Below are 20,075 nucleotides of genomic sequence, written 5' to 3'. Positions count from 1 at the left end.
CTCCCCCGGTGGTTTCTGCGCCCCCGACCCAGCCCGTACCGCCGCGCGTCGCCGACCCGCGGCTGCGCCGCGTCCTGAAGGATGACGCACACAAACTGACTGCCGTCGGCGGCCTCGCCGCGCTGTCCCTGGACGCGCTGTCCTCAGTGGCCTACGGCCCGGAGGCCATCGTCCTGGCCCTGATCGCGGGCGGGGTCGGCGCCGTCGCCTTCACCTTGCCGGTGGCCATCGCAATCTCGGTGCTGCTCATCGTGTTGGTGTTCTCCTACCGCCAGGTGATCGCGGTACACCCCGAAGGTGGCGGCTCCTACGCCGTGGCCAAGAAGGATCTCGGCCGGGGTGCGAGCCTGTTGGCGGCCGCGAGCCTGGTCGTCGACTATGTGCTGACTGTCGCGGTGAGTCTGGCTGCCGGGGCGGCAAGCCTGGCGAGCGCCTTTCCCGCCCTCGCCCCGCACCTGCTGTCCATCACGCTGATCGGACTGGCGATCCTGACCGTCCTCAATCTCATCGGCATCAGCGAGTCCGCCAAGGTGCTCATGCTGCCGACCTTCGTCTTCATCGTGTGCATCCTCGCGGTCATCGTCTTCGGCCTGTCGCATTCCACCCCCGTGGCCGTCATCGGCAAGGACCTCGGCCCCATCGAACCGGTCAGCGCGCTCGGAATCATCCTGGTTCTCAAGGCATTCGCGGCCGGATGTTCGTCGCTGACGGGTGTCGAGGCCATCGCGAACGGCGTCCCGGCATTCAAGACACCCGCCATCAAGCGGGCCCAGCACACCGAGGTCGCGTTGGGAATTCTGTTGGGTGTCATGTTGATCGGACTGAGCATCCTCATCAAGGCGCACCATGTGGTTCCCCGTGGTGACGTCACCATTCTGGCGCAGCTCTCCGCTGCCGCCTTCGGCACCGGAATCCCCTTCTACATCACCAATGTGACCGTCGCACTGATCCTCGGGTTCGCCGCCAACACCAGCTTCGGCGGGTTGCCGGTGTTGATGAGTCTGCTCGCCAAAGACGACCGGATGCCCCATCTCTTCGCGTTGCGGGCCGAGAAGCCGGTCTACCGATACGGAGTGGCGGCACTGGCCGCCTTCGCGGCAGTGATTCTCATCGCCAGCGGCGCCGACACCCATCGGCTGCTGCCACTGTTCGCGATCGGTGTGTTCATCGGATTCACCATCAGCCAAGCCGGTTTGGTCAAACACTGGTTTTATGCCCGCACCCCGGGCTGGCACTGGAAGGCCGCACTCAACGGGTTCGGCGCGGCCCTGTCGGCCATCGCCATGGTCGTGTTCTTCAGCAGCAAGTTCACCGAGGGCGCGTGGCTGCTGGTCATCGTCATCCCCTTGCTGATTCTGCTTTTCGGGCGCACCGAGAACTACTACCAGGGCGTCAAACGCGAACTGGAACTCGATGAATTGCCCACGCTGACACCCAATCCCCCCGATCAAACACCCCTGGTGATCGTGCCGATCGACGACATCAACAAACGAACGGTTCAGCTACTCGAGGCGGCATTGCACCTCGGTGGTGAGGTGGTTCCGGTCACCATCAGCCGCACAGACCAGAAGGCGCACGCCATGACCAAGCGCTGGGATCAATGGAACCCCGGGCTTGAGCTCGTGGTGCTGCCGACTGCACACCGATCGCTGGTGACACCACTGGTGGAGTACGTCAAGAAGCGCCAGTCCGACGGCCGCCAGGTGACCGTGCTCATCACCGAGATCAAGACCAAGCGCCGCTGGCACCAGATCCTGCACAATCAGACCGGAATTGTGCTGACGGCCAATCTCATTGATCGCACCGACGCGATTGTCGCGAACTATCCATACCGCATGAACTGACGGCGCACACCGCCGTCAGTTGGCCGCCTGTGCGGGCACCTTCTCGGCGACGGCGTCGTCTGTGTGATCGTCGAGCATGGTGGTTTCGTCGAACGGATCGGCACCGGAGAGCACCGTCTTGATCCGTTCACGATCCGTCGTCTTGGTCCAGGTTCCGATGAGCAACGTGGCCACCGCGTTACCGGAGAAGTTGGTCAGCGCACGCGCCTCCGACATGAACCGGTCGATGCCGACAATCATGCCGACACCGTCGATCAAGTCGGGCCGATGACTCTGCAATCCACCTGCCAGCGTGGCCATTCCGGCACCGGTCACCCCGGCCGCACCCTTGGACGCGATGATCATGAACGCCAACAGCGAGATCTGCTCGCCGATCGACAGCGGCTTGCCCATCGCGTCGGCGACGAACAATGAGGCCATCGTCAGATAAATCGCCGTCCCATCCAGGTTGAACGAGTAGCCGGTCGGGACAACGATTCCCACCGTCGACTTCTCGACACCGAGGTGCGTCATCTTCGCGATCAGCCGCGGCAGCGCCGATTCGGAGGAAGACGTCGAGACGATCAGCAGATACTCACGCGCCAGATAGCGCACCAGCTTGAAGATCGACACCCGAGCCACCGCCCACAGCAGCGCACCCAGCACACCGAAGATGAAGATGACACACGTGGTGTAGAAGCCGAGCATGAGTGCGCCCAGCTCCTTCACGGCGTTCCAGCCGGTCTGGCCGACCACATTGGCGATGGCGCCGAAGGCGCCGATGGGCGCCAGCCAGAGCACCATGATGAGGACCTTGAAAACCAGCTTTTGAAGCATCCCGACACCGCGCACAATCGACTCGCCGGTGGATCCCAGGGCCTGCACCGCGAAACCGACCAACAGCGCGATGAACAGCGTCTGCAGCACGCTGCCCGAGGTCAGCGCCGAGAACATCGTCTCCGGCACAATCGATTTGATGAAATGCCAGGTGCCACCGGCGGCATGCGCCTGGTCGGCGTACTTGGCACCCGCCCCCTGATTCGCCCCGGACAAATGCAATCCGGTGCCGGGCGCGAGCAGGTTTCCGACAACCAGACCGATCGCCAGCGCGACGGTCGACATCGCCAGGAAGTACACGAATGCCAGTCCGCCGACGCGGCCGACGCTGGCGGCCTTACGCACCGATCCGATGCCCAACACGATCGTGCAGAAGATCACCGGGCTGATCATCATCTTGATGAGGCTGACGAAGATCTCGCCGAGCACACCCACCGACTTGCCGAACCCCGGCCACAGCATGCCGACCACGACGCCCAGCACCACCGCGACGATGACCGCGATATAGAGCCAATGGGTACGGTCCTTGCGTTTCTTGGGCGGGGTGCTCTCGGAAGCCGTGGATTCGGTCACTGTCATGGCCCCTATCGTGCCGTACCGTGACCGGGATCACAGCACGGCCCCGCCCATTGACCCACGTGCGGCGATGAACTGCCGGAAACACGGCCGACGGGCTTTCACCTGCATCGATAGGTTGGCGGGTACCCTGGCGGCCATGGACAGCAACCGCCGCGACGATGCGGCCGCCCAGGGCGGCTCCACGTCATACGGGTCGTGGTCGCAGTCCAGCCAACCGTTGGATTACCCCGATGACCCGGCCTACGCCTCGCAGGCGTTCGAGTATCCCGCGCTCTCCAGCACTGCCCAGCCCAACCAAACGGCTGTGCTGCCGCAGCAATACGGGTCTTACGGTCCTCCCCCACAGGATCCCCCGCCCCCGCGCCGATCGAACACCTTCTGGCTGTGGGTCGTGGGCATCGGGGCGCTGGTCGTCATCATCGCGCTCATCGCCACGCTCGTCGTTCTGATTCAGCGCCAGGATGAGCAGCCCCCCACAGTTATCGCCACTCCCTCCACCCGAACCTCGACGACCACCGCGCCCAGCGTGCCGAGCCTCCCGCCCATACCGAGTTTCACCATTCCCCCTATTCCGGTGAATCCTCCGACACAGGGAAGTCAGGCGGCCACCGAGACTGTCGTCTACGAGGTGTCCGGACGCGGCCCCGCCCTCAACATCACCTACTTCGATGCCAGTGGCTCCCTGCAGATGGAGTTCAATGTCAAGCTGCCGTGGCGCAAGGAAGTCAAGCTCAACTCCGAACAGTTGACGAACGCCGTCGTGATCGCCGCCGATTTCTCGCACGACGTGTCCTGCACCCTGCTCGTCAACGGAGCGCAGAAGAGCAACACCTCAGGAAAGATGGCGACCTGTAGCGGTATGGGCTAGCTTGCGCCGCTGATGTTTTCGCCGGTCACCGGGTCGTATCGGGGAACCTTCACGAACATCACCGCCACCATTCCCAGCGCGATCATCAGCACCGGACCGGCGATTCCCGCCCGGGTGGCATGGAACAGCAGCGCAAAGACTGCGAAAAGCCATGGACCGACGAAAGAGACCGCCCGCCCGGTCATGGTGTACAGGCCGAAGACGAACGCCTCTCGACCCGCCGGCGCCATGCGCAGCACCAGCGTTCGGGCCGCCGACTGGGGCGGGCCGACGAACGCGGCGATGGCGAGCCCACAGATCCAGAACGAGGGCTCGCCGGACAGGCACATCATCACGACGCCGAGGGTGACGATCGCGACCAACGAGCCGACGATGATCCCCTTGGAACCCAAACGGGTGTCGATCAAACCGCCGACAATCGCACCGGCCGCCGCCATCACGTTCCCTGCCACTCCGAACAACGTGATGTCCGCCCCGGACAAGTGGAAGACCCCGTTGGCGATGACGGGGGTCAGCGCGAACATGGCGACCATCCCGTCGCGGAAGATCGCGCTTGCCCCCAGGAAGTAGATGATGCGCCGATCCATGTGCCACTGCTCCACGAGGTCACGCCACAACTCCCGGTACACCCCGAAAAACCCAGGCGAGCTGGGCGTCGGGGCCTCCGGATCGGCCACCGGCCGACTGAGCACGAGCGGCAGCGCAAACACCGCGAACCAGGCCGCCGCCAGCAATGCCGAGACCCGTACGTCGTATCCGTCGGCAGCGGGTATGTGGAGGAGGCCGCGGGTCGGTCCGTCCCCCGAGATGAAGCCCAGATAGCAGATCAGCAGAACGACGACGCCGCCGATATAAGCGGCCGCCAGGCCGAGCCCGGATACCCGCGAGGCGTTGGCGGATGTGGTGAGTCCGTGCAGGGTCGCGTTGTAGGGAACCTGCGCGAGTTCGTTGAATACCGAACCCGCGCAATACAACCCGAGACCCAGCCAGAGGTAGCGGTTGTCCTCACGCACCAGGCTCATCGCGGTGGCGACCACCACCACCAATGCGGTGAGTGTGCCCAGCGCGATACGGCGCCGCTGCGGCGTGTCCGCCCATACCCCGATCACCGGTGCGAGCAGGAAAACAAGGACACCACCCAGGCCCATCATCCAGCCGAGGAGCCCCTGCGGGACGCCATCGGGCATCCCGGCGCCGACCCGGCCCGTCAGATACGGGGTGAAGATGAACATCACGATGACGGTGTTGAAGGCCGCAGATCCCCAATCAAACGCCGCCCAGGCGGCTATCCGGCCACGTGAGGTGGGGGTGTCCGATTGTCGGTGCGTTCCTGGGTCTTGACGCCCCACAGGCTCCTCGACGCCAGGCATGCTCATTAACGACAAGCGTAGCTTGGCGCACGAACGCCGCCCGATGCTCTTCGCGCAGGCGCTCATCGCAAACCTTTACGATTGCCCCATGCCGATACCCGCACCAAGTCCCGATGCCCGCGCCGTTGTCACCGGAGCCTCTCAGGGGATCGGAGCGGCGCTCGCCGAAGAGCTTGCCGCCCGCGGGCACAGCCTCATCATCACCGCCCGTCGCGGCGAGATCCTCAATGATCTGGCCAACACCCTCACCGAGAAGACGGGTGTGATCGTCGAGGTCCGCGCAGTGGACCTCGCCGACCCCGGTTCGCGCGGCGCCCTCTGCAAGGAGTTGTCCGAGCGCAACATCTCGATCCTGTGCAATAACGCGGGGACCGCAACGTTCGGGCCCATCCGCAGCCTGGATCCCGAGGGCGAACGCAAGCAGGTGCAGCTCAACGCCGTTGCGGTGCATGACCTTACGCTGGCAGTGCTGCCGGGCATGCTTGAGCGTGGGGCTGGCGGAATCCTCATCTCGGGATCGGCGGCCGGCAACTCTCCAATCCCCAACAATGCCACCTACGCCGCGACCAAGGCATTCGCGAACACCTTCTCCGAGTCACTGCGCGGCGAGCTCAAGGGCACGGGAGTGCATGTCACGCTGCTCGCACCCGGACCGGTGCGCACCGTCGAACCCGACCCGGCCGAGGCCTCGATTGTCGACAAGGTGGTCCCGGATTTCCTGTGGATCAATGGGGAGTACACCGCTCGCGTGTCACTGAATGCACTGGAACGCAACAAGATGCGTGTCGTGCCCGGCATCACCTCGAAAGCAATGTCCGTAGCCGCGGGGTATGCGCCGCGCGCCATCGTCGCCCCGATCGTGGGCAGCTTCTACAAGAAGCTCGGCGACTGACCCTCGCCCCGCAAGTCACGTAGCGTGGCGCCGGCGGTCTCGACTCTGCCCTGATCAAGTGCTTGATCAGGGTCGACGATGATCCCCTTGGACCGCAGGAAGACATCGACCGAGGCCCACAACGTCTCGGCAAGCCGCTGACCCACAGCCACATCGGGTGCGACACCCTGTGCCGCTTGCCATATCGCCGTCGTCGCCGCGGTACCGATCAATGCTGCGGCCAGCTGATCGACACCTGCAGGATGCACGTTGACCCGCTGGAGGAACGACGACATCGCCGCGGCCAGTTCAGCAATCGCCCCATCCTGCCGAAGCGCCGGGGCGGACTTTCCGCGCACACTCACCATCTGATGTTCGAAAAGGAATCGGGTCGACTGCGGATACCGCTGCACCAGCTCGATGAAGCGGGACGCGACGCGCTGCGCGGATTTTCGCGGCGGGATGGCGATGTCGACGGCCGAGATCAGCTGCCGCCGAACAGCCCCCACCATGGCCTGCGCCACCGAGTCGAAGAGGTCGTTGCGGTCTTCGAAATGCCTGTACAGCTTCGGTTTAGCGGAGTGCGCCGCGCGGACGACATCCTCCACCGTCGCTGCCGGGCCGTTTCTCTCAATTGCCACCACCGCCGCCGAGACAAATTTTCGGCGCACCCGAACCTTGTGCTGAGCCCACCGTTCGCGCCGTGCATCACCGCCATCCGCCATGCCATTGACGATACGCGAAGTACCCGGTACTTTTCGGTACCACCTACTGGATGGCGGACTGAGCAGCGGGAGGCATGTCATGTCGCAAACGCCTATCGACCACGACGACTCACCTATCGAACGCACGGCTGCGCGGCTCCTACGCTCGTCAGTCGAGCGTTCCTACAACCCGGAAGTGGATGTCGATTGGGACGCCCCCGACGTTCCGGGCCTGCGCTACGTGCCCGACACGTACATCTCGCTGTTCGGCACGAAAATGTTCGAGCGGATGACCGAGGACGAGAAGATCACGCTCGGGCGCCTGGAGGCATCGGCCCTGGCCAGTTGGGGCATCCTCGCCGAAAGTGCCTTGATGCATCCCATGCTCAAGCTGGCCTCGGTCAGCGATCCCCGAAGCGCTACAGCGCAATACGCACTGACCGAGGTCGCTGACGAGTGTCGCCACTCGGTGATGTTCGGTCGCCAGATCAACACACTGAGCGACCGTAGCTATGACCCTCCCAAGATCGCCCGGGCATTGGTGGGCATCACCGCGCTCGCACCCTTGTCCGCGACGATCTTCTCGATGATGCTCATGGTCGAGGAGATACTGGATCGGTTGCAGCGCCAGACCATGAACGACGAGACGCTGCAGCCCCGCACCCGCGCGATCGCCAAGATCCACGTCATCGAAGAGGCCCGCCACATCAGCTACGCCCGCACAGCGCTGAACCGAGCGGTCACACGAACGGGCCGCGCCCGAATGGCCGTCGAGCGCGTGATCGTCGCCGCCGGAGCATCGGTAATCCCACTGGTCATGGTGCAACCGGCCGTGTACCGCGACGCCGGGCTCCCACCCCTCAAGGCGACGTGGGCGGCACTACGCAATCCGCACTATCACGCAAATCTACGGTTCTTCGGCGAGCGCCTCGTCCGCGTCATGGATGAGGCCAACATGCTCGAAGGCCAACTGGTGCAGTTTCTCTGGCGACGCTCCAGGATGTTGCCTGAAGGCTTTGTGCCACAGTCGAAACGAACGGCGGACGCCTAGGTCCGAGCGTCTGCTCGGCAGCCCTTACTTCTTACCCATATTGCGGATGAGCTGCTTGCCCAGCGCGCTGAGGAAGCTCTGAAAGCTCCTGTTGCTGAGCAGGCGCCGCCACCAACTGGGCTTCTCAGGTGCCGGCTTGCCGCTCTTCTTCGCGGGAGCCTCTCCGACGGGGGCGTCCTGCTCCGCCTGGGCCGCCTTCTCCGCGAGAACCTCAAACGCGGATCGCGAATCGACCGTCTGGCCGTACTTGGATTGCAGCGGGCTGGACGCGGCGGCGGCCTTGATGGCGTCGTCACCGATGGCGGCCATCAGCGAACGCGGCGCGCGCATCCGGGTCCACGCCACCGGCGTCGGTGCGCCTCTCTCGGAGAGCACCGTGACGATCGCCTCGCCGATGCCCAGCGAGGTCAGCGCCGTACCCATGTCGTACACATCGGTCTTGGGATAGGTCTTGACGGTCTTGGTAAGGGCCTGCTGGTCCTCGGGCGTGAAGGCACGCAGCGCGTGCTGAATGCGCGCACCCAACTGCGAGAGCACGTTGTTGGGCACATCGGTGGGCAGCTGGGTACAGAAGAAGACGCCGACACCCTTGGACCGGATGAGCTTGACGGTCTGCTCCACCTGCTCCAGGAACGCCTTCGACGCGTCGGCGAACAGCAGGTGCGCCTCGTCGAAGATGAACACGAGCTTCGGCTTGTCAACGTCGCCGACCTCGGGCAGCTTCGTGAACAGGTTGGCCAGAATCCACATCAGGAAAGTGGAGAACAGAACCGGCCGCGCAGCCTGTGCCCCTAGTTCGACAAGCGTGATAACGCCCTTGTCTCCGGATGTACGCATCAGATCGTTCGGATCGATTTCGGGTTCGCCGAAGAACGTGTCGCCGCCGTCAGCCTCCAGGTTGATCAACGCTCGCAGGATCACGCCCGCCGTCGCCGCCGATACGCCACCGAGGTTCTTCAGGTCCGCCTTGCCCTCATCGCTGGTCAGGTACGTGATGACCGCGCGCAGATCCTTCAGATCCTGCAGTGGTAGCTGCTGTTGGTCTGCCCAGTGGAAGATGAGCCCCAGCGTGGATTCCTGGGTGGCGTTGAGCCCCAGCACCTTTGACAACAAAATCGGCCCGAAGCTGCGGATGGTGGCACGGATGGGCACACCGATCCCGGTAGTTCCGAGGGAGACGAACTCCGCCGGGAAGCCCGAGGCCGCCCAGTCGTCACCGGTGTCCTTGACACGTGCCGCCGTCTTGTCGCTGGCCTCGCCGGGCTTGGAGATGCCGGACAGGTCGCCCTTGACGTCGGCCATGACCACGGGCACTCCCGCGGCGCTGAGCTGCTCGGCGATCACCTGAAGGGTCTTGGTCTTACCGGTACCGGTCGCGCCGGCGATGAGGCCGTGCCGGTTGAGGGTCGCCAACGGAATGCGGATACGCGCCTCAGGATCGACGGTGCCGTCGACCACGACCGACCCCAGTTCAAGTGCCTGACCTGTGGTGGCGTATCCGGCGGCGATCTGCTGTGCGGGCGTGGGTCCCGCGGTGGTCTGCTCGGCCATGGCCACGACCCTAATGCCCCCAACCGTCTCCGTCATCGCTCAGTGTGGCGTCGACACGGGATTGCTCGCGAAATTCCGTGCTGACGTCACACTCACGGATCGCACGTACCGCTAATGTGGTCAGACTGTGAGTGCCCCACGCGATGAACTGGTCTGGATCGACTGCGAGATGACCGGGCTCGACCTCGGCTCAGACAAACTGATCGAGATCGCCGCCCTCGTCACCGACGGCGACCTCAACATCCTCGGCGAAGGCGTTGACCTCGTCATTCACGCCGATGACGCGGCCCTGGCCGCGATGCCTCCGGTGGTCAAGGACATGCACGCCAAGTCCGGGCTCACCAATGAGGTCCGCAAGTCGACGGTCACTTTGGAAGAGGCCGAGGCGCAGGTGCTCGACTACATCCGCCAGCATGTGCCCTCGGCCAAGGTCGCTCCCCTCGCCGGGAACTCCATTGCCACTGACCGCGGATTCATCGCACGGGATATGCCGGCGCTCGACGAGTTCCTGCACTACCGGATGATCGACGTCAGCTCCATCAAGGAGCTCTGCCGCCGCTGGTATCCACGCATCTACTTCGGGCAGCCGGACAAGGGCCTGGCTCACCGGGCGCTGGCCGATATCAAGGAGTCGATCCGCGAGCTGCGCTACTACCGGCGCGCGGCCTTCGTTCCCGACCCCGGGCCGTCTACCAGTGACCTTGTCGCAATCGTGGCGAACCTGGACAACACTGCGGATACCGATTCGGCCTAAGGCGCCATCACCGGTTAAGATCTTTCACGCCGCTTCGCGCGGTAATGGTGGCTGTAGTTCAGTTGGTAGAGCACCAGGTTGTGATCCTGGCTGTCGCGGGTTCGAGTCCCGTCAGCCACCCTGCAGGTGGGAGGTCATTTTTGGCCTCCCACCTTTTATTTGCCTTTTGCAGGCGCCCTCCACCATCTAGTGCAACCTTGCGACCACAAGGGTCTGCCCAGTGCCACCTACCCACGCAGCAGACCCGTTTTGGTGCGGCCGGATTTGCCCGTGTGGTCAGCATGAGCCGGTTCTACAAGGCGAGACCATGACATAACTTAAGAGCGATCTCCAGACGGAATCGATCATTGTCGATGGGTCTCCCGAGCATCTCCGCGGCTTGCTGAATACGGTAGCGTAACGTGTTCGAATGAACGCCGAGTTCCGTGGCAGCTGCCGAGATCTGCATGTTGGCATCGAAGTACGCTCGTAGCGAGCGCCGCAGCTTGGCCGCGTTGCTGCCGCCTTCAAGAAGGGGCCCAAGGGTGCGTCGGACGAATCGGCGAGTCACGTCAAATTCGGATCCAGCGATGACTGCGAGCTCGTTTTCGCTGTAGCTGGCAATATCTCCAGCGTGCCTGAGGCGAGAGACAGTCCGTCGGGTCGCTTTGGCTTGAAGGTGCGAGATCCGGAAACCGTCGAGCCCAAGTTCGGAATTTCCCACTGCAGCGCGGATCCCGGCCGGCCATCCGCTGATGCACCGAACCGCGTCATTGAGGCCGTGTGGCTCTAGCGGGGTCGTGAGCCAAAGCCAGAATTCGCGGGCGTCCGGTTCGAGAAACATAATCTGGGCATGAAGTTGGCCACCCAATCGTCGGGCCGCGTCGCGAACAACGGCGCCAGTCGACTCCCCGGCCGAAAGATCAGTCCACAGAACGGCTGCAGTGTGCCACTGGCCGAGTGGGTGGTCAAGCGCAATTGCCGCTTCAGACTGAACAATGGACTCTCCCGCGATGATCGCCCGAGTTACCTCAATGCGTCGAAGATGGGCGTCTCTAGCGAAAGCTGTCCGTTCGCGGGCGTGCTCTGCAACTAGCGCCGCTAGTGTCGCGTCTGACCACCACAGTAGCAGGCGACTCATATCCATGACGATGTCAACCTTTTCGCTGGCAGGCAGGTCAAGTTCATCAATAATGTCGGCCGCGATGCTGTAGAACGCCTGCCGCGCACAAGCAATCGTGTCGACGAGCTCTTCGGGGGCAACTCTGCGCCGTGCGCATAGGCGGGCAAACCTCAGAGCCTCTGCTGGAACGTCATATTCGGACGTTCTTCCTGATATCACCGCTTCGAGTTCCGAGATCGACGTTTCAACGAGGCCTCGTCCCTCGTTGGCTATCTCCGGGTCGTCACGAAAAGCAGGTATCTCTGTGACCATCTTCGCGGAGATCTGGCTACCCAGCATCTCGATGGTTCCCGCCGAAATTAGCTCACTAAGTAAAGCTGCCAGAGGATTCATTCCCAGTTTAGGCGCCGGCATCGCTCCCTCTCCATTTTTGGAAAATTCTCCAATAGTTGGATAGCTTTTGTATCTTAGCGCCTTTCGGACATGCCCTCAGTTAGATGATCATTCATCCATCCGCATAGAAGCGATGCCAGCACAACGATGGAGCGAATTCCGATGACCGACTATCAGAGAGCACGGACGGGTACGATCCCTAGCCAGACCGAAGCTGCGCGTCAGATGGGGCGCAGACTGACCGAGCATGCGAGTTCAGCTACATTCATCGCCAGCCAGGTTCTCCCGGTGTTGACCGATAGCGCCCGAATCGACAGAGGTCGCGCCCCGGCGCGCTTGGCACCGCCTGCCGTGCACCGCACAAAGTTCCTACCGACCAAGGCGGAGGCCATTGCCAATCCACACCCGGACTATCGGGTTCTCCGGAGCGCAGGCCTCGCGGTGAACGAAAAGCTCGATGTGTGGATGATGACCAGGTTCGAACATGTGCACACCGCTGCACGCACTCCGGATGTGTTTTCATCGGCCCAAGGGATTTTCTTACGCAGTGTGGACGTTCCGGTGATGATTACACGGGATCGCCCTGACCACGGTCGCATACGTCGAGTAACAGCATCACACTTCACACCAAACCGGATGGCACTACTTGAATCCGATGTCGCCCGGCTCGCCCAACCGGTCATCACGAGGCTCGCCCGCGGCGAAAGTGTTGACTTCGCAGATCTGGCAGTACCGTTGCCGATGACCATAATTGCTCATCTCCTGGGCGTACCTGAACACAAGTGGAGAGCGTTTCGCTCCTGGTCCAACAACTTGGCGAAAGTCTTTGCTCCCGAGGATATGTGGGGCCTCCTGAAACTGGTGCGGAATTCCATCACAAGTGTGGTCAGGCTCGAGGCTCTGACGCAGCGTGAGGTTGCCGACCGCAGAAGTCATCCACGTGACGACTTGTTCACAGCGTTGAGTCAAGCGGTGGATTCAGGTGATCTCGACCGCTTCGAGGCACTGTTGTACGTGATAATCCTCGTCGTTGCTGGCAATGAAACCACGTCAAATCTATTGGGTATGCTGGCCGACGTACTGGCACGCGACCCAGAGTTATACGAGCGTGTTCGCGATGATCGCCAGCTAGTGCCAAAACTTGTGGACGAAACCCTCCGTTGGGGTTCGCCGGTGCAGTGGGTCGGACGATGCACCACCGAGCCCTACGTCGTTGATGACGTGGAAATTCCTGCGAATAGTCGGGTCCTACTTCACTACGCGGCAGCGAACCGCGACCCGCAACGATACTCCGATCCTGACCGTATCGACCTCGACCGCAAGGTCGGCGGTTCAGTGGCGTTCGGCACCGGCCCGCATATGTGTCTCGGAAATCACCTCGCCAAGTTGGAAGCGGTCACGGTTGTGAACATGATGCTCAATGAGGTGCCCAAGCTCCAGCTGTCCGGTCCTGTGCTCTGGGGAAAGACCCCTTCGCTGCAGGGGCCTACCAGCGTTCCGGTCCGGCGCACAAACTGATACGACAATGATCTCTTTCATCGAGCCACGACGATAGCCGCGCTCGCCTTGTTCTCGCACGAACTGATAACTCTGACGTTGCCTACGGCTCAGCAATGATATTTGGAAATAGAATAGGTCAAATATGCCCAACGCCTTACCAACCTCGCTTGATTTTGAGATAGCTGTTGTCGGTGCCGGATTTTCTGGTATTGGAGTCGGTATTGCGCTGGACCGAGCAGGAATCACGGATTACACCATCTTTGAGGAAGGTGATGGTGTTGGCGGCACATGGTATTGGAATACCTATCCTGGTGTGGCCGTTGATATTCCGTCATTCAGTTACCAGTTTTCGTTCCGTCAATGTAGTGACTGGTCTCGAATCTACGCACCTGGCGCGGAATTGAGAGCATACGCCGAAAATTGCGTCAATGAATTCGATCTACGCAACAGAATACGCTTAAATACAAGAGTCATAGCTGCGAGATTTGATGACGACGAGCATGTATGGACAATTACCACCGCAGGCGGTGAGTCGATAGTGGTTCGCTATCTCATCGATGCAACCGGTTTTCTGTCCCAACCGAAGCAGCCGGATATTCCCAACGTACACACGTTCGGCGGACAAATCCTACACACCGCGCGTTGGGACCACACCGTCAACATTTCGGGCAAGAGGGTGGGCATCATCGGCACTGGTGCATCTGCAGTCCAACTTATACCCGAGATCGCGTCGCGGGTAGACTATCTGACTGTCTTCCAGCGAACACCGATCTGGTGCCTACCTAAGCCCGACGCGGCGATAGACGGGATGTTTGCGGCATCGCTGCAACACATCCCAGGTATCAAAATGGCTGTTAGAGCCGCCAGTCAGGCGTTTGTCGAGGCAACCTTCCCCCTGCTAGCCCACTACGCTAACCTGCTGAAACCTCATCGGATCGGGCTATGGGCTGGCAAAGCTTGGCTTCGCTCACAGGTCAAGGATCCAGAGACTCGCACCAAACTGACGCCCAGCTACAGCCCTGGGTGTAAGCGGCCAAGTTTCCATAACGGCTATCTCGCGACATTCAATCGGAAAAATGTCACTCTCGAGACCACTTCCATCGGCGAGATTTCAGCCGCCGGTATCCACACCATAGATGGTGTCTTGCATGAAATCGACATCTTGATCCTCGCCACCGGGTTCAAGGCCTTCGAGCCCGGAAATTTGCCGCCATTCCCAATAACCGGGGTTGGCAACGTCGACCTAGAACGATGGTGGACTCAAAACCGCTACCAGGCCTATGAAGGTGTGTCAGTTCCCGGCTTTCCGAACCTGTTTATGATGTTTGGCCCGTACGGCTACAACGGATCGTCCTACTTCACTCTCGTGGAGAATCAGGCGCGCCACATTGTTCGCGCTTTAAAGGCCGCTGGTCGCCTTGGGGCGACAAAGGTCGAGATATCGGCAGCGGCGAATGCCCGCTACTTTGCAAAAGCTTTAAGCAAGCGTGATCGACAAGTCTTCTTTCGTGCGGACTGTGTCAAAGCGAACAGCTACTATTTCGACGTGCACGGCGATGTCCCACTGAGGCCCGGCCCGACCGTCGAATCTGCTTGGCGGGCGGAACACTACGACCTCAATGACTACCGTTTTACCACCTGCTTAGCCAGGCTTCGGCCACCTGACAGTCTCTGCTCGGCCGACACCGAGTGCCAGGAGGGTACGCATTGAACATTCCGCCACAGCTCCTTGCACCACTGGTTAGGGCCAGTTCGCGGTGGGCGCTTGGAGCTGATACCTCGTGGGAACAAGTGCGCTGGCGCAACGAACTACTTGCCCGCTGGCCCGGCAAGCCGCGGGGTATTGACTTATCGTCTTGCGTGCTTCAAGGCATCCGAGCCGAAAGGCTCCGTCCGGCGCCCGGTGAAGTCGACATGGCATTGCTATATCTGCATGGGGGTGGTTACGTCACTGGTTCGCCCCGGACTCATCGCGCGCTGGCGGGCCGCCTTGCGCAAAGACTGCGGGCCGACACTTACGTGCCGGAATACAGACTTGCACCAGAGCATCCGTATCCTGCCGCCGCCGCGGATGCCGTCGCAGCGTATCAAGCATTGGTCGAGATCGGATGGCCCCCTGAGCGGATCATCATCGCAGGCGATTCCGCTGGCGCGGCCCTCAGTATGGCTGTGGCAATCGCTGCGCGAGACTGCGGGATCCCCATGCCCGCCGCAGTCGGATTAATATGTCCAGCAGTCGATCTCACCGATAGAGGGTGTCACACACTTCGAGCTAAATCTCGTGACTCCATATTGACAAAGAGTATGATTCAACGTTTTGTCGATGCCTACGCCCCTGGTGAACGCTCCTGCGAGCCCGCCGCCAGTCCCCTGCGAGCAAGTCTCGCGGGGTTGCCACCGATCGTCATTGACGCAGCGCAGTATGACCTGCTCGTTGACGAAGCGCGTCTACTTTCAGTGCGTGCGCGGGAGGCCGGACTCAGCGTGGACTATCGCGAGCATCCCCGATTATGGCATGACTTTCATTTGCTGGCCGGGGTCCTGCCGCAAGCCAACTCGGCGCTCGACAGATTCGCCGACACTCTGAGCCACTATTGCCGAGAAGTGCCTCCCCGATAATAGGAAGGGAAACTATATGAATTCGTTTGCGAATAAGATAGTCGTGATCACCGGCGCTGGCGCGGGAATGGGCCGTAGCCTCGCTTTTCAACTAGCAAGTTTGGGTGCAAAGCTAGCAATTTGTGATGTCAATGCCGAGGGACTCGCCGAAACTGCTCGACTGTGCCAAGCGCGTGGCGTGGAGATCGAAGCACGGGTAGTCAACGTTGCCGAGTGGGAAGAGGTCTTACAATTCGCAAATCAGTTACGGGAGCGCTTCGGTCTTGTCCACTACGTCTTCAATAACGCCGGAATCGGCTACTTCAATACCGTTGAGAAGTCTGAATTGAAGGATTTCGAGCGCATCATGGATGTCGATTTTTGGGGCGTCGTCCACGGGACGAAGGCATTCTTAGCGCTGCTGGAGGCTTCGGGCGATGGGCATCTTGTCAACACCTCCAGTATATTTGGCCTATTTGCGGTGCCATCGCACAGCGCATACAATGCTGCGAAGTTCGCCGTTCGTGGCTTTACCGAAGCTCTCCGGCAAGAACTTTTGATTGCAAACAAGCCAATCACTGTTACATGTGTACATCCGGGGTTCATTCGAACAGATATAGGCAAGAATAGTACTGGTGTTGACGGAGCGTTGCCTGGTGACCTCATCGCCCTATTCGACAGAATTGCGATTACCAGTGCAGACTCTGCTGCCCGGAAGATTCTCAAAGCTGCACGCAGCGGATCAGCCAAGGCGTTGATCGGCCCGGACGCCATCGTGCTCGACGCGTTGGTGCGATTGCTTGGGCATCGATATCAGCGACCGCTGGCAAAATTAGTTGCCAAGTTCGCGCCTGCCGGTTCATTCACTTGATGGCTGTTCTTCGGGTCTGCCCAAGGTTTGGTTGACTCCTTCCATGCCGAAGGTTACGCCGGAGTTCCGTAGCAATGTGATCGCCGTGGCCCGTCAGGGCACTGCGACGGTGTTGCGCTCGCTGCTCGATGAGGGCCTGCTGATGCCGGCCAACTATCAACGTCAGCGCCGCCAGCTGGCCCAGGCGCGTAAGGCGGCGTTCGCTGCGGCCCCGACGGGTCCCGATCAAGTGCGGCAGCTCGACTTCACCGAATTCGAAACCACCCGTTGGGGGGACTTGGGGGATTGCCGCTTGCCGCTTGCCGGGACTATCGGTCCAAATACGAATACGGCAGCATCTTTTACTGACTGCCAATCAGCATAACGCAATCGCCGCAGCGGAATCGGCACTGGCCGAGTCAGCGCACCTGGCGGGCACTTCGCTGCGTGAGCGCGCCACCGACCCGGTCACTGGCCAGGTCAGGCCTGTCCCGGTGAAGGAGGATTTGGGTCCATGAAATACGAGCGACTGTTCCTTGACGAGATCTCTGACCCCCTCGCTCTCGCCGAGCGCACCGAACACTGGCATGCCGAATACAACCACCCTCAGGCCTCACGGGGCACTGAACTAGAACCAGCCCATGGAAGTGCACCTGGGGCTGCCCGACCCCACCACCCCCACCTTTGAAACCAAGAAAACCCTGCCAACTCCTTGACCCAGGACATCAAGAATCAACCAACGAACGCAAGCTCAGCGAGGGCCACCCACGTGGGCCAGCGAAGGAAGTCGGCATTCCGGTGTAGCTCCGGCGAACGCTGAACGCGTGCAGCATTACCGATCATCGGTGGCAAGACTTGCTGAAATAGACCCCGTGATCAGATACATCTGATACGAACAATCTGGATACGCAACGTCCCACTCTTTACCAGTGGCGGTGTACGAGAACTGGTAACACATGTCATACTCTTCGCGGGCTAACGCCTCTACACTAATTCCGCACCTGTTTCCAAGGGGTACCAGTGACCGCGACCACCACCAACGAGTCCACTCGGAACTTCACCCGCACCCGCAACGGGTACGACCCCATTGAGGTCAACGAGTACATCAGCCGGCTGACGATCATGCACCAGTCCGGGCTGAACGATGTCGAGACGCTCAAGAGCCGACTTGAGGACGCCACCAAGCAGATCGGCTCACTCAAGGATGAGGTGTCTAACCTCAGCGACACCTCCCCCTCGGCGCACGCGATGACCGACCGGATGGCCAAGATGCTGCGCATCGCGGTCGACGAAGTCTCCGAGATGCAGAACGAGGCGCGCACCGAGTCGGCAGCCCTGGTCGCCTCGGCCAAGTCCGACGCGGAGGCCATGCGCACCAAGCACAAAGAAATGCTCGCCGATATGGCGGCCCGGCAGAGCGCGCTGGAGACCGAATACACCGAGGTAATGGCTCGAGCCCGCGAGGAAGCCAATCAGATTGTCGCCCAGGCCGTCAGCGAGTCCGAGCGGCTGCGTGCCGCCGAGGCCAAGCGGCGCGAAAAGGCGGAAACCGAACTGGACGAAGAGCTGACCAAACTGCGTACGGAGACCCAGTCGGCCGTCGACGAGCAGCGACGCGGCACCCAGGCCGAGTGCGAGAAGCGCCTAGCCGACGCCAAGGAAGAAGCTGACCGCCGACTGCGTCTGGCCGACGAGCAGATCGAGCGCCGCCTGGACCAGGCCCGCCGCTCGGTGGAAGAGGTTGGCCAGCAGCGCATTTCAATTCTGGAGCAGCTGATGAGCGTGCACGGCAAGCTCGAGAGCATCCCGTCCATCCTGGAGTCGGCCTACCGTGATCGTGACAACTCCAAGTCGATCATCATGGTGCCGTCCAAGCGAGTGCTCGACCAGAAGGTCATAGAAGGCTAGAAGCGGACCGGAGAAAAGCCCCCGCACGCTCGACGTGTCGGGGGCTTTTTCGTCTGCGGCGACACTAATTCCGGGCGTTTCCGGCCTTCCACTGCGACCACGGGATGTTCCAGTCGCCAAGCCCGTCGGTGACAGGAAGAACGGGACCGACGGTGTTGGAAACGATCACAATGTCGCCGCGCTTGGTGTTCTCGTAGAACCACTTTGCGTTCGCGGTGCTGACATTCAGGCAGCCGTGGCTGGTGTTGGTGCGCCCCTGCGCACCGACGGACCACGGTGCGGCGTGAACGTAGATCCCGCTGTAGGACATCTGGGTGGCGTACTGCACCTTGGTGCGGTAGCCGTCGGGCGAGTTGACCGCGACGCCGTAGGTCGAGGAATCCATGATCAGATCCTTGAATCGCTCGCCGATGATGTACGTGCCGTTGTTGGTGGGTGCCTTGTCCTTACCCATCGAGGTCGGCATGGTCTTGATGATCTCGCCGTTGCGCTCGACGTTGACGACCTTGTTGTTGTCATCCACGCGGCTGATGATCGCGTCGCCGATGGAGAAGCGGGACGTCACGTTGTCCTGCCCGAAGACGCCGTTGCCCAGGTCCACCCCATAGGTGTTGACCTTCACGTCGACCGATGTTCCAGGCTCCCAAAACGCCTCTGGGCGCCAACGCACTTCGCGGTTGTTCAACCAGTAGAAAGCACCCTCGACAGGCGGGTTGGTGGTGATCTTGATGGCCTTCTCCGCCGCAGCCCGATTCGGGATGCTCTCGTCGAACCGGATGGCGACCGTCTGACCGATACCGACCACCTCACCATCGCCAGGCATGACATACGGCATCGTCATGTTGTCCGGCGAATGAGTGCGGAACGACGCGTTGGCACGCGCCACTCCGCCGAGACCTCTGGCATCGGCGTTGATGGTGTACTGCTTGTCATAGCCGAGGGGCTCGGTGGTCGACCACGTCACACCATCGGGGCCGACTTCACCGGCAATCTCTTTGCCATCGGAGTTGACCATGGTGACGGTCCCGAGCACGCCTTCGCCCGCAGTCACGGTCACGGGCGCATCGACCGGGACGCCGACCGCTCCATCCTTGACCGACATCGCCAGCTTGGGGACCAGCAGATCCGCGTAAGGCGTTGCCTTGTCAATGACTTTCGGCGGTTCTTTGGAGGCGGCGTCCGTGCATCCGGCCAGCACAGCCATGGCCACAACGGGGAGTGCGAGTGCGGTGACCCACCGCCGACGCGCGCCAATCAACAGGCGTGGACGACCCTGGGTCATGCTTTGCTCCCTTTGAAACTTGATGCATAAACTC

Annotated in this window: 17 protein-coding genes and 1 tRNA gene; 12 read left to right on the top strand and 6 right to left on the bottom strand. The window is 61.5% G+C overall.

From position 1 onward, the window contains the following. The first annotated feature begins 8 nt into the window (after positions 1-8). A complete protein-coding gene (locus MSTE_RS07570) occupies positions 9-1,844 on the top strand; it encodes an APC family permease (RefSeq protein ID WP_096500170.1) in 1,836 nt (611 codons plus the stop codon). Between the two features lie 15 nt (positions 1,845-1,859). Here MSTE_RS07570 and MSTE_RS07565 read toward each other — a convergent pair whose 3' ends face one another. Next, positions 1,860-3,239, bottom strand: coding sequence for a cation:dicarboxylate symporter family transporter (locus MSTE_RS07565; protein WP_057965000.1), 1,380 nt, complete (start codon positions 3,237-3,239; stop codon positions 1,860-1,862). A gap of 136 nt (positions 3,240-3,375) precedes the next feature. On the opposite strand from MSTE_RS07565, the gene MSTE_RS07560 reads away from it, so the two are divergent. After that, a complete protein-coding gene (locus MSTE_RS07560) occupies positions 3,376-4,107 on the top strand; it encodes an MmpS family transport accessory protein (protein ID WP_046253128.1) in 732 nt (243 codons plus the stop codon). Here the strand turns inward: MSTE_RS07560 and MSTE_RS07555 are convergent. Further along, positions 4,104-5,477: an MFS transporter gene (locus MSTE_RS07555; RefSeq protein ID WP_162291589.1), complete on the bottom strand. Its 1,374-nt coding sequence runs from the start codon at positions 5,475-5,477 to the stop codon at positions 4,104-4,106. The genes MSTE_RS07560 and MSTE_RS07555 overlap by 4 nt on opposite strands. 88 nt (positions 5,478-5,565) lie before the next feature. On the opposite strand from MSTE_RS07555, the gene cmrA reads away from it, so the two are divergent. After that, positions 5,566-6,369 carry a mycolate reductase gene (gene cmrA, locus MSTE_RS07550; protein ID WP_096505589.1) on the top strand — a complete coding sequence of 268 codons (804 nt, stop codon included), beginning with the start codon at positions 5,566-5,568 and terminating at the stop codon, positions 6,367-6,369. Here the strand turns inward: cmrA and MSTE_RS07545 are convergent. Then, positions 6,348-7,073, bottom strand: coding sequence for a TetR/AcrR family transcriptional regulator (locus MSTE_RS07545; RefSeq protein ID WP_096500166.1), 726 nt, complete (start codon positions 7,071-7,073; stop codon positions 6,348-6,350). The genes cmrA and MSTE_RS07545 overlap by 22 nt on opposite strands. 79 nt (positions 7,074-7,152) lie before the next feature. Here MSTE_RS07545 and MSTE_RS07540 point away from each other — a divergent pair, with 79 nt between their 5' ends. Then, the gene (locus tag MSTE_RS07540; protein WP_096500164.1) at positions 7,153-8,103 is read left to right on the top strand and encodes an AurF N-oxygenase family protein; all 951 of its coding nucleotides are present in this window, start codon (positions 7,153-7,155) and stop codon (positions 8,101-8,103) included. A gap of 24 nt (positions 8,104-8,127) precedes the next feature. Here the strand turns inward: MSTE_RS07540 and MSTE_RS07535 are convergent, their stop codons facing one another. Then, a complete protein-coding gene (locus MSTE_RS07535; RefSeq protein ID WP_096500162.1) occupies positions 8,128-9,654 on the bottom strand; it encodes a helicase HerA-like domain-containing protein in 1,527 nt (508 codons plus the stop codon). Between the two features lie 127 nt (positions 9,655-9,781). Here MSTE_RS07535 and orn point away from each other — a divergent pair, with 127 nt between their 5' ends. Together orn and MSTE_RS07525 are read left to right on the top strand one after the other, a co-directional pair. Beyond that, the gene (gene orn / locus MSTE_RS07530; protein WP_096500160.1) at positions 9,782-10,408 is read left to right on the top strand and encodes an oligoribonuclease; all 627 of its coding nucleotides are present in this window, start codon (positions 9,782-9,784) and stop codon (positions 10,406-10,408) included. Positions 10,409-10,455: 47 nt separating this feature from the next. Beyond that, positions 10,456-10,528 (top strand) — tRNA-His (locus MSTE_RS07525). 172 nt (positions 10,529-10,700) lie between these two features. On the opposite strand, the gene MSTE_RS07520 is transcribed toward MSTE_RS07525, so the two are convergent. Continuing rightward, entirely contained in the window at positions 10,701-11,924 is a 1,224-nt protein-coding gene (locus MSTE_RS07520; protein ID WP_096500159.1) for a PucR family transcriptional regulator, read from the bottom strand. A gap of 141 nt (positions 11,925-12,065) precedes the next feature. Here MSTE_RS07520 and MSTE_RS07515 point away from each other — a divergent pair, with 141 nt between their 5' ends. The 6 genes from MSTE_RS07515 to MSTE_RS07490 all read left to right on the top strand — a co-directional run bounded on the left by MSTE_RS07515 (position 12,066) and on the right by MSTE_RS07490 (position 18,759). Beyond that, complete coding sequence (locus MSTE_RS07515; RefSeq protein ID WP_157997653.1) at positions 12,066-13,421, top strand: cytochrome P450; 1,356 nt, start codon at positions 12,066-12,068, stop codon at positions 13,419-13,421. A 124-nt stretch (positions 13,422-13,545) separates the two neighbouring features. Further along, positions 13,546-15,114 carry a flavin-containing monooxygenase gene (locus tag MSTE_RS07510; RefSeq protein ID WP_096500155.1) on the top strand — a complete coding sequence of 523 codons (1,569 nt, stop codon included), beginning with the start codon at positions 13,546-13,548 and terminating at the stop codon, positions 15,112-15,114. Positions 15,115-15,317: 203 nt separating this feature from the next. After that, positions 15,318-16,022, top strand: a complete 705-nt coding sequence (locus MSTE_RS07505) for an alpha/beta hydrolase (protein WP_157997652.1) — start codon at positions 15,318-15,320, stop codon at positions 16,020-16,022. 16 nt (positions 16,023-16,038) lie between these two features. Further along, a complete protein-coding gene (locus MSTE_RS07500) occupies positions 16,039-16,872 on the top strand; it encodes an SDR family NAD(P)-dependent oxidoreductase (protein ID WP_096500151.1) in 834 nt (277 codons plus the stop codon). Positions 16,873-16,915: 43 nt separating this feature from the next. Further along, the gene (locus MSTE_RS07495; RefSeq protein ID WP_096500149.1) at positions 16,916-17,236 is read left to right on the top strand and encodes a hypothetical protein; all 321 of its coding nucleotides are present in this window, start codon (positions 16,916-16,918) and stop codon (positions 17,234-17,236) included. A gap of 635 nt (positions 17,237-17,871) precedes the next feature. Further along, positions 17,872-18,759: a DivIVA domain-containing protein gene (locus MSTE_RS07490; protein ID WP_096500147.1), complete on the top strand. Its 888-nt coding sequence runs from the start codon at positions 17,872-17,874 to the stop codon at positions 18,757-18,759. 64 nt (positions 18,760-18,823) lie between these two features. Here the strand turns inward: MSTE_RS07490 and MSTE_RS07485 are convergent, their stop codons facing one another. Further along, entirely contained in the window at positions 18,824-20,041 is a 1,218-nt protein-coding gene (locus MSTE_RS07485) for a L,D-transpeptidase (RefSeq protein ID WP_096500145.1), read from the bottom strand. Positions 20,042-20,075: the final 34 nt, after the last annotated feature.

The sequence above is a fragment of the [Mycobacterium] stephanolepidis genome, from assembly GCF_002356335.1.
GTDB classification, from domain to species: domain Bacteria; phylum Actinomycetota; class Actinomycetes; order Mycobacteriales; family Mycobacteriaceae; genus Mycobacterium; species Mycobacterium stephanolepidis.
Note: the sequence above shows the minus strand (reverse complement) of the source record. Positions and strands in the feature narration are given on the sequence as shown.

What these genes read in the sequence shown, in the direction of transcription:
- MSTE_RS07565 (WP_057965000.1), bottom strand. Translation starts at nt 3,239, where the DNA reads ATGACAGTGACCGAATCCACGGCTTCCGAGAGCACCCCGCCCAAGAAA.
- MSTE_RS07560 (WP_046253128.1), top strand. Translation starts at nt 3,376, where the DNA reads ATGGACAGCAACCGCCGCGACGATGCGGCCGCCCAGGGCGGCTCCACG.
- MSTE_RS07555 (WP_162291589.1), bottom strand. Translation starts at nt 5,477, where the DNA reads ATGCCTGGCGTCGAGGAGCCTGTGGGGCGTCAAGACCCAGGAACGCAC.
- cmrA (WP_096505589.1), top strand. Translation starts at nt 5,566, where the DNA reads ATGCCGATACCCGCACCAAGTCCCGATGCCCGCGCCGTTGTCACCGGA.
- MSTE_RS07545 (WP_096500166.1), bottom strand. Translation starts at nt 7,073, where the DNA reads ATGGCGGATGGCGGTGATGCACGGCGCGAACGGTGGGCTCAGCACAAG.
- MSTE_RS07540 (WP_096500164.1), top strand. Translation starts at nt 7,153, where the DNA reads ATGTCGCAAACGCCTATCGACCACGACGACTCACCTATCGAACGCACG.
- MSTE_RS07535 (WP_096500162.1), bottom strand. Translation starts at nt 9,654, where the DNA reads ATGGCCGAGCAGACCACCGCGGGACCCACGCCCGCACAGCAGATCGCC.
- MSTE_RS07520 (WP_096500159.1), bottom strand. Translation starts at nt 11,924, where the DNA reads ATGCCGGCGCCTAAACTGGGAATGAATCCTCTGGCAGCTTTACTTAGT.
- MSTE_RS07515 (WP_157997653.1), top strand. Translation starts at nt 12,066, where the DNA reads ATGACCGACTATCAGAGAGCACGGACGGGTACGATCCCTAGCCAGACC.
- MSTE_RS07510 (WP_096500155.1), top strand. Translation starts at nt 13,546, where the DNA reads ATGCCCAACGCCTTACCAACCTCGCTTGATTTTGAGATAGCTGTTGTC.
- MSTE_RS07505 (WP_157997652.1), top strand. Translation starts at nt 15,318, where the DNA reads ATGGCATTGCTATATCTGCATGGGGGTGGTTACGTCACTGGTTCGCCC.
- MSTE_RS07500 (WP_096500151.1), top strand. Translation starts at nt 16,039, where the DNA reads ATGAATTCGTTTGCGAATAAGATAGTCGTGATCACCGGCGCTGGCGCG.
- MSTE_RS07495 (WP_096500149.1), top strand. Translation starts at nt 16,916, where the DNA reads ATGCCGAAGGTTACGCCGGAGTTCCGTAGCAATGTGATCGCCGTGGCC.
- MSTE_RS07485 (WP_096500145.1), bottom strand. Translation starts at nt 20,041, where the DNA reads ATGACCCAGGGTCGTCCACGCCTGTTGATTGGCGCGCGTCGGCGGTGG.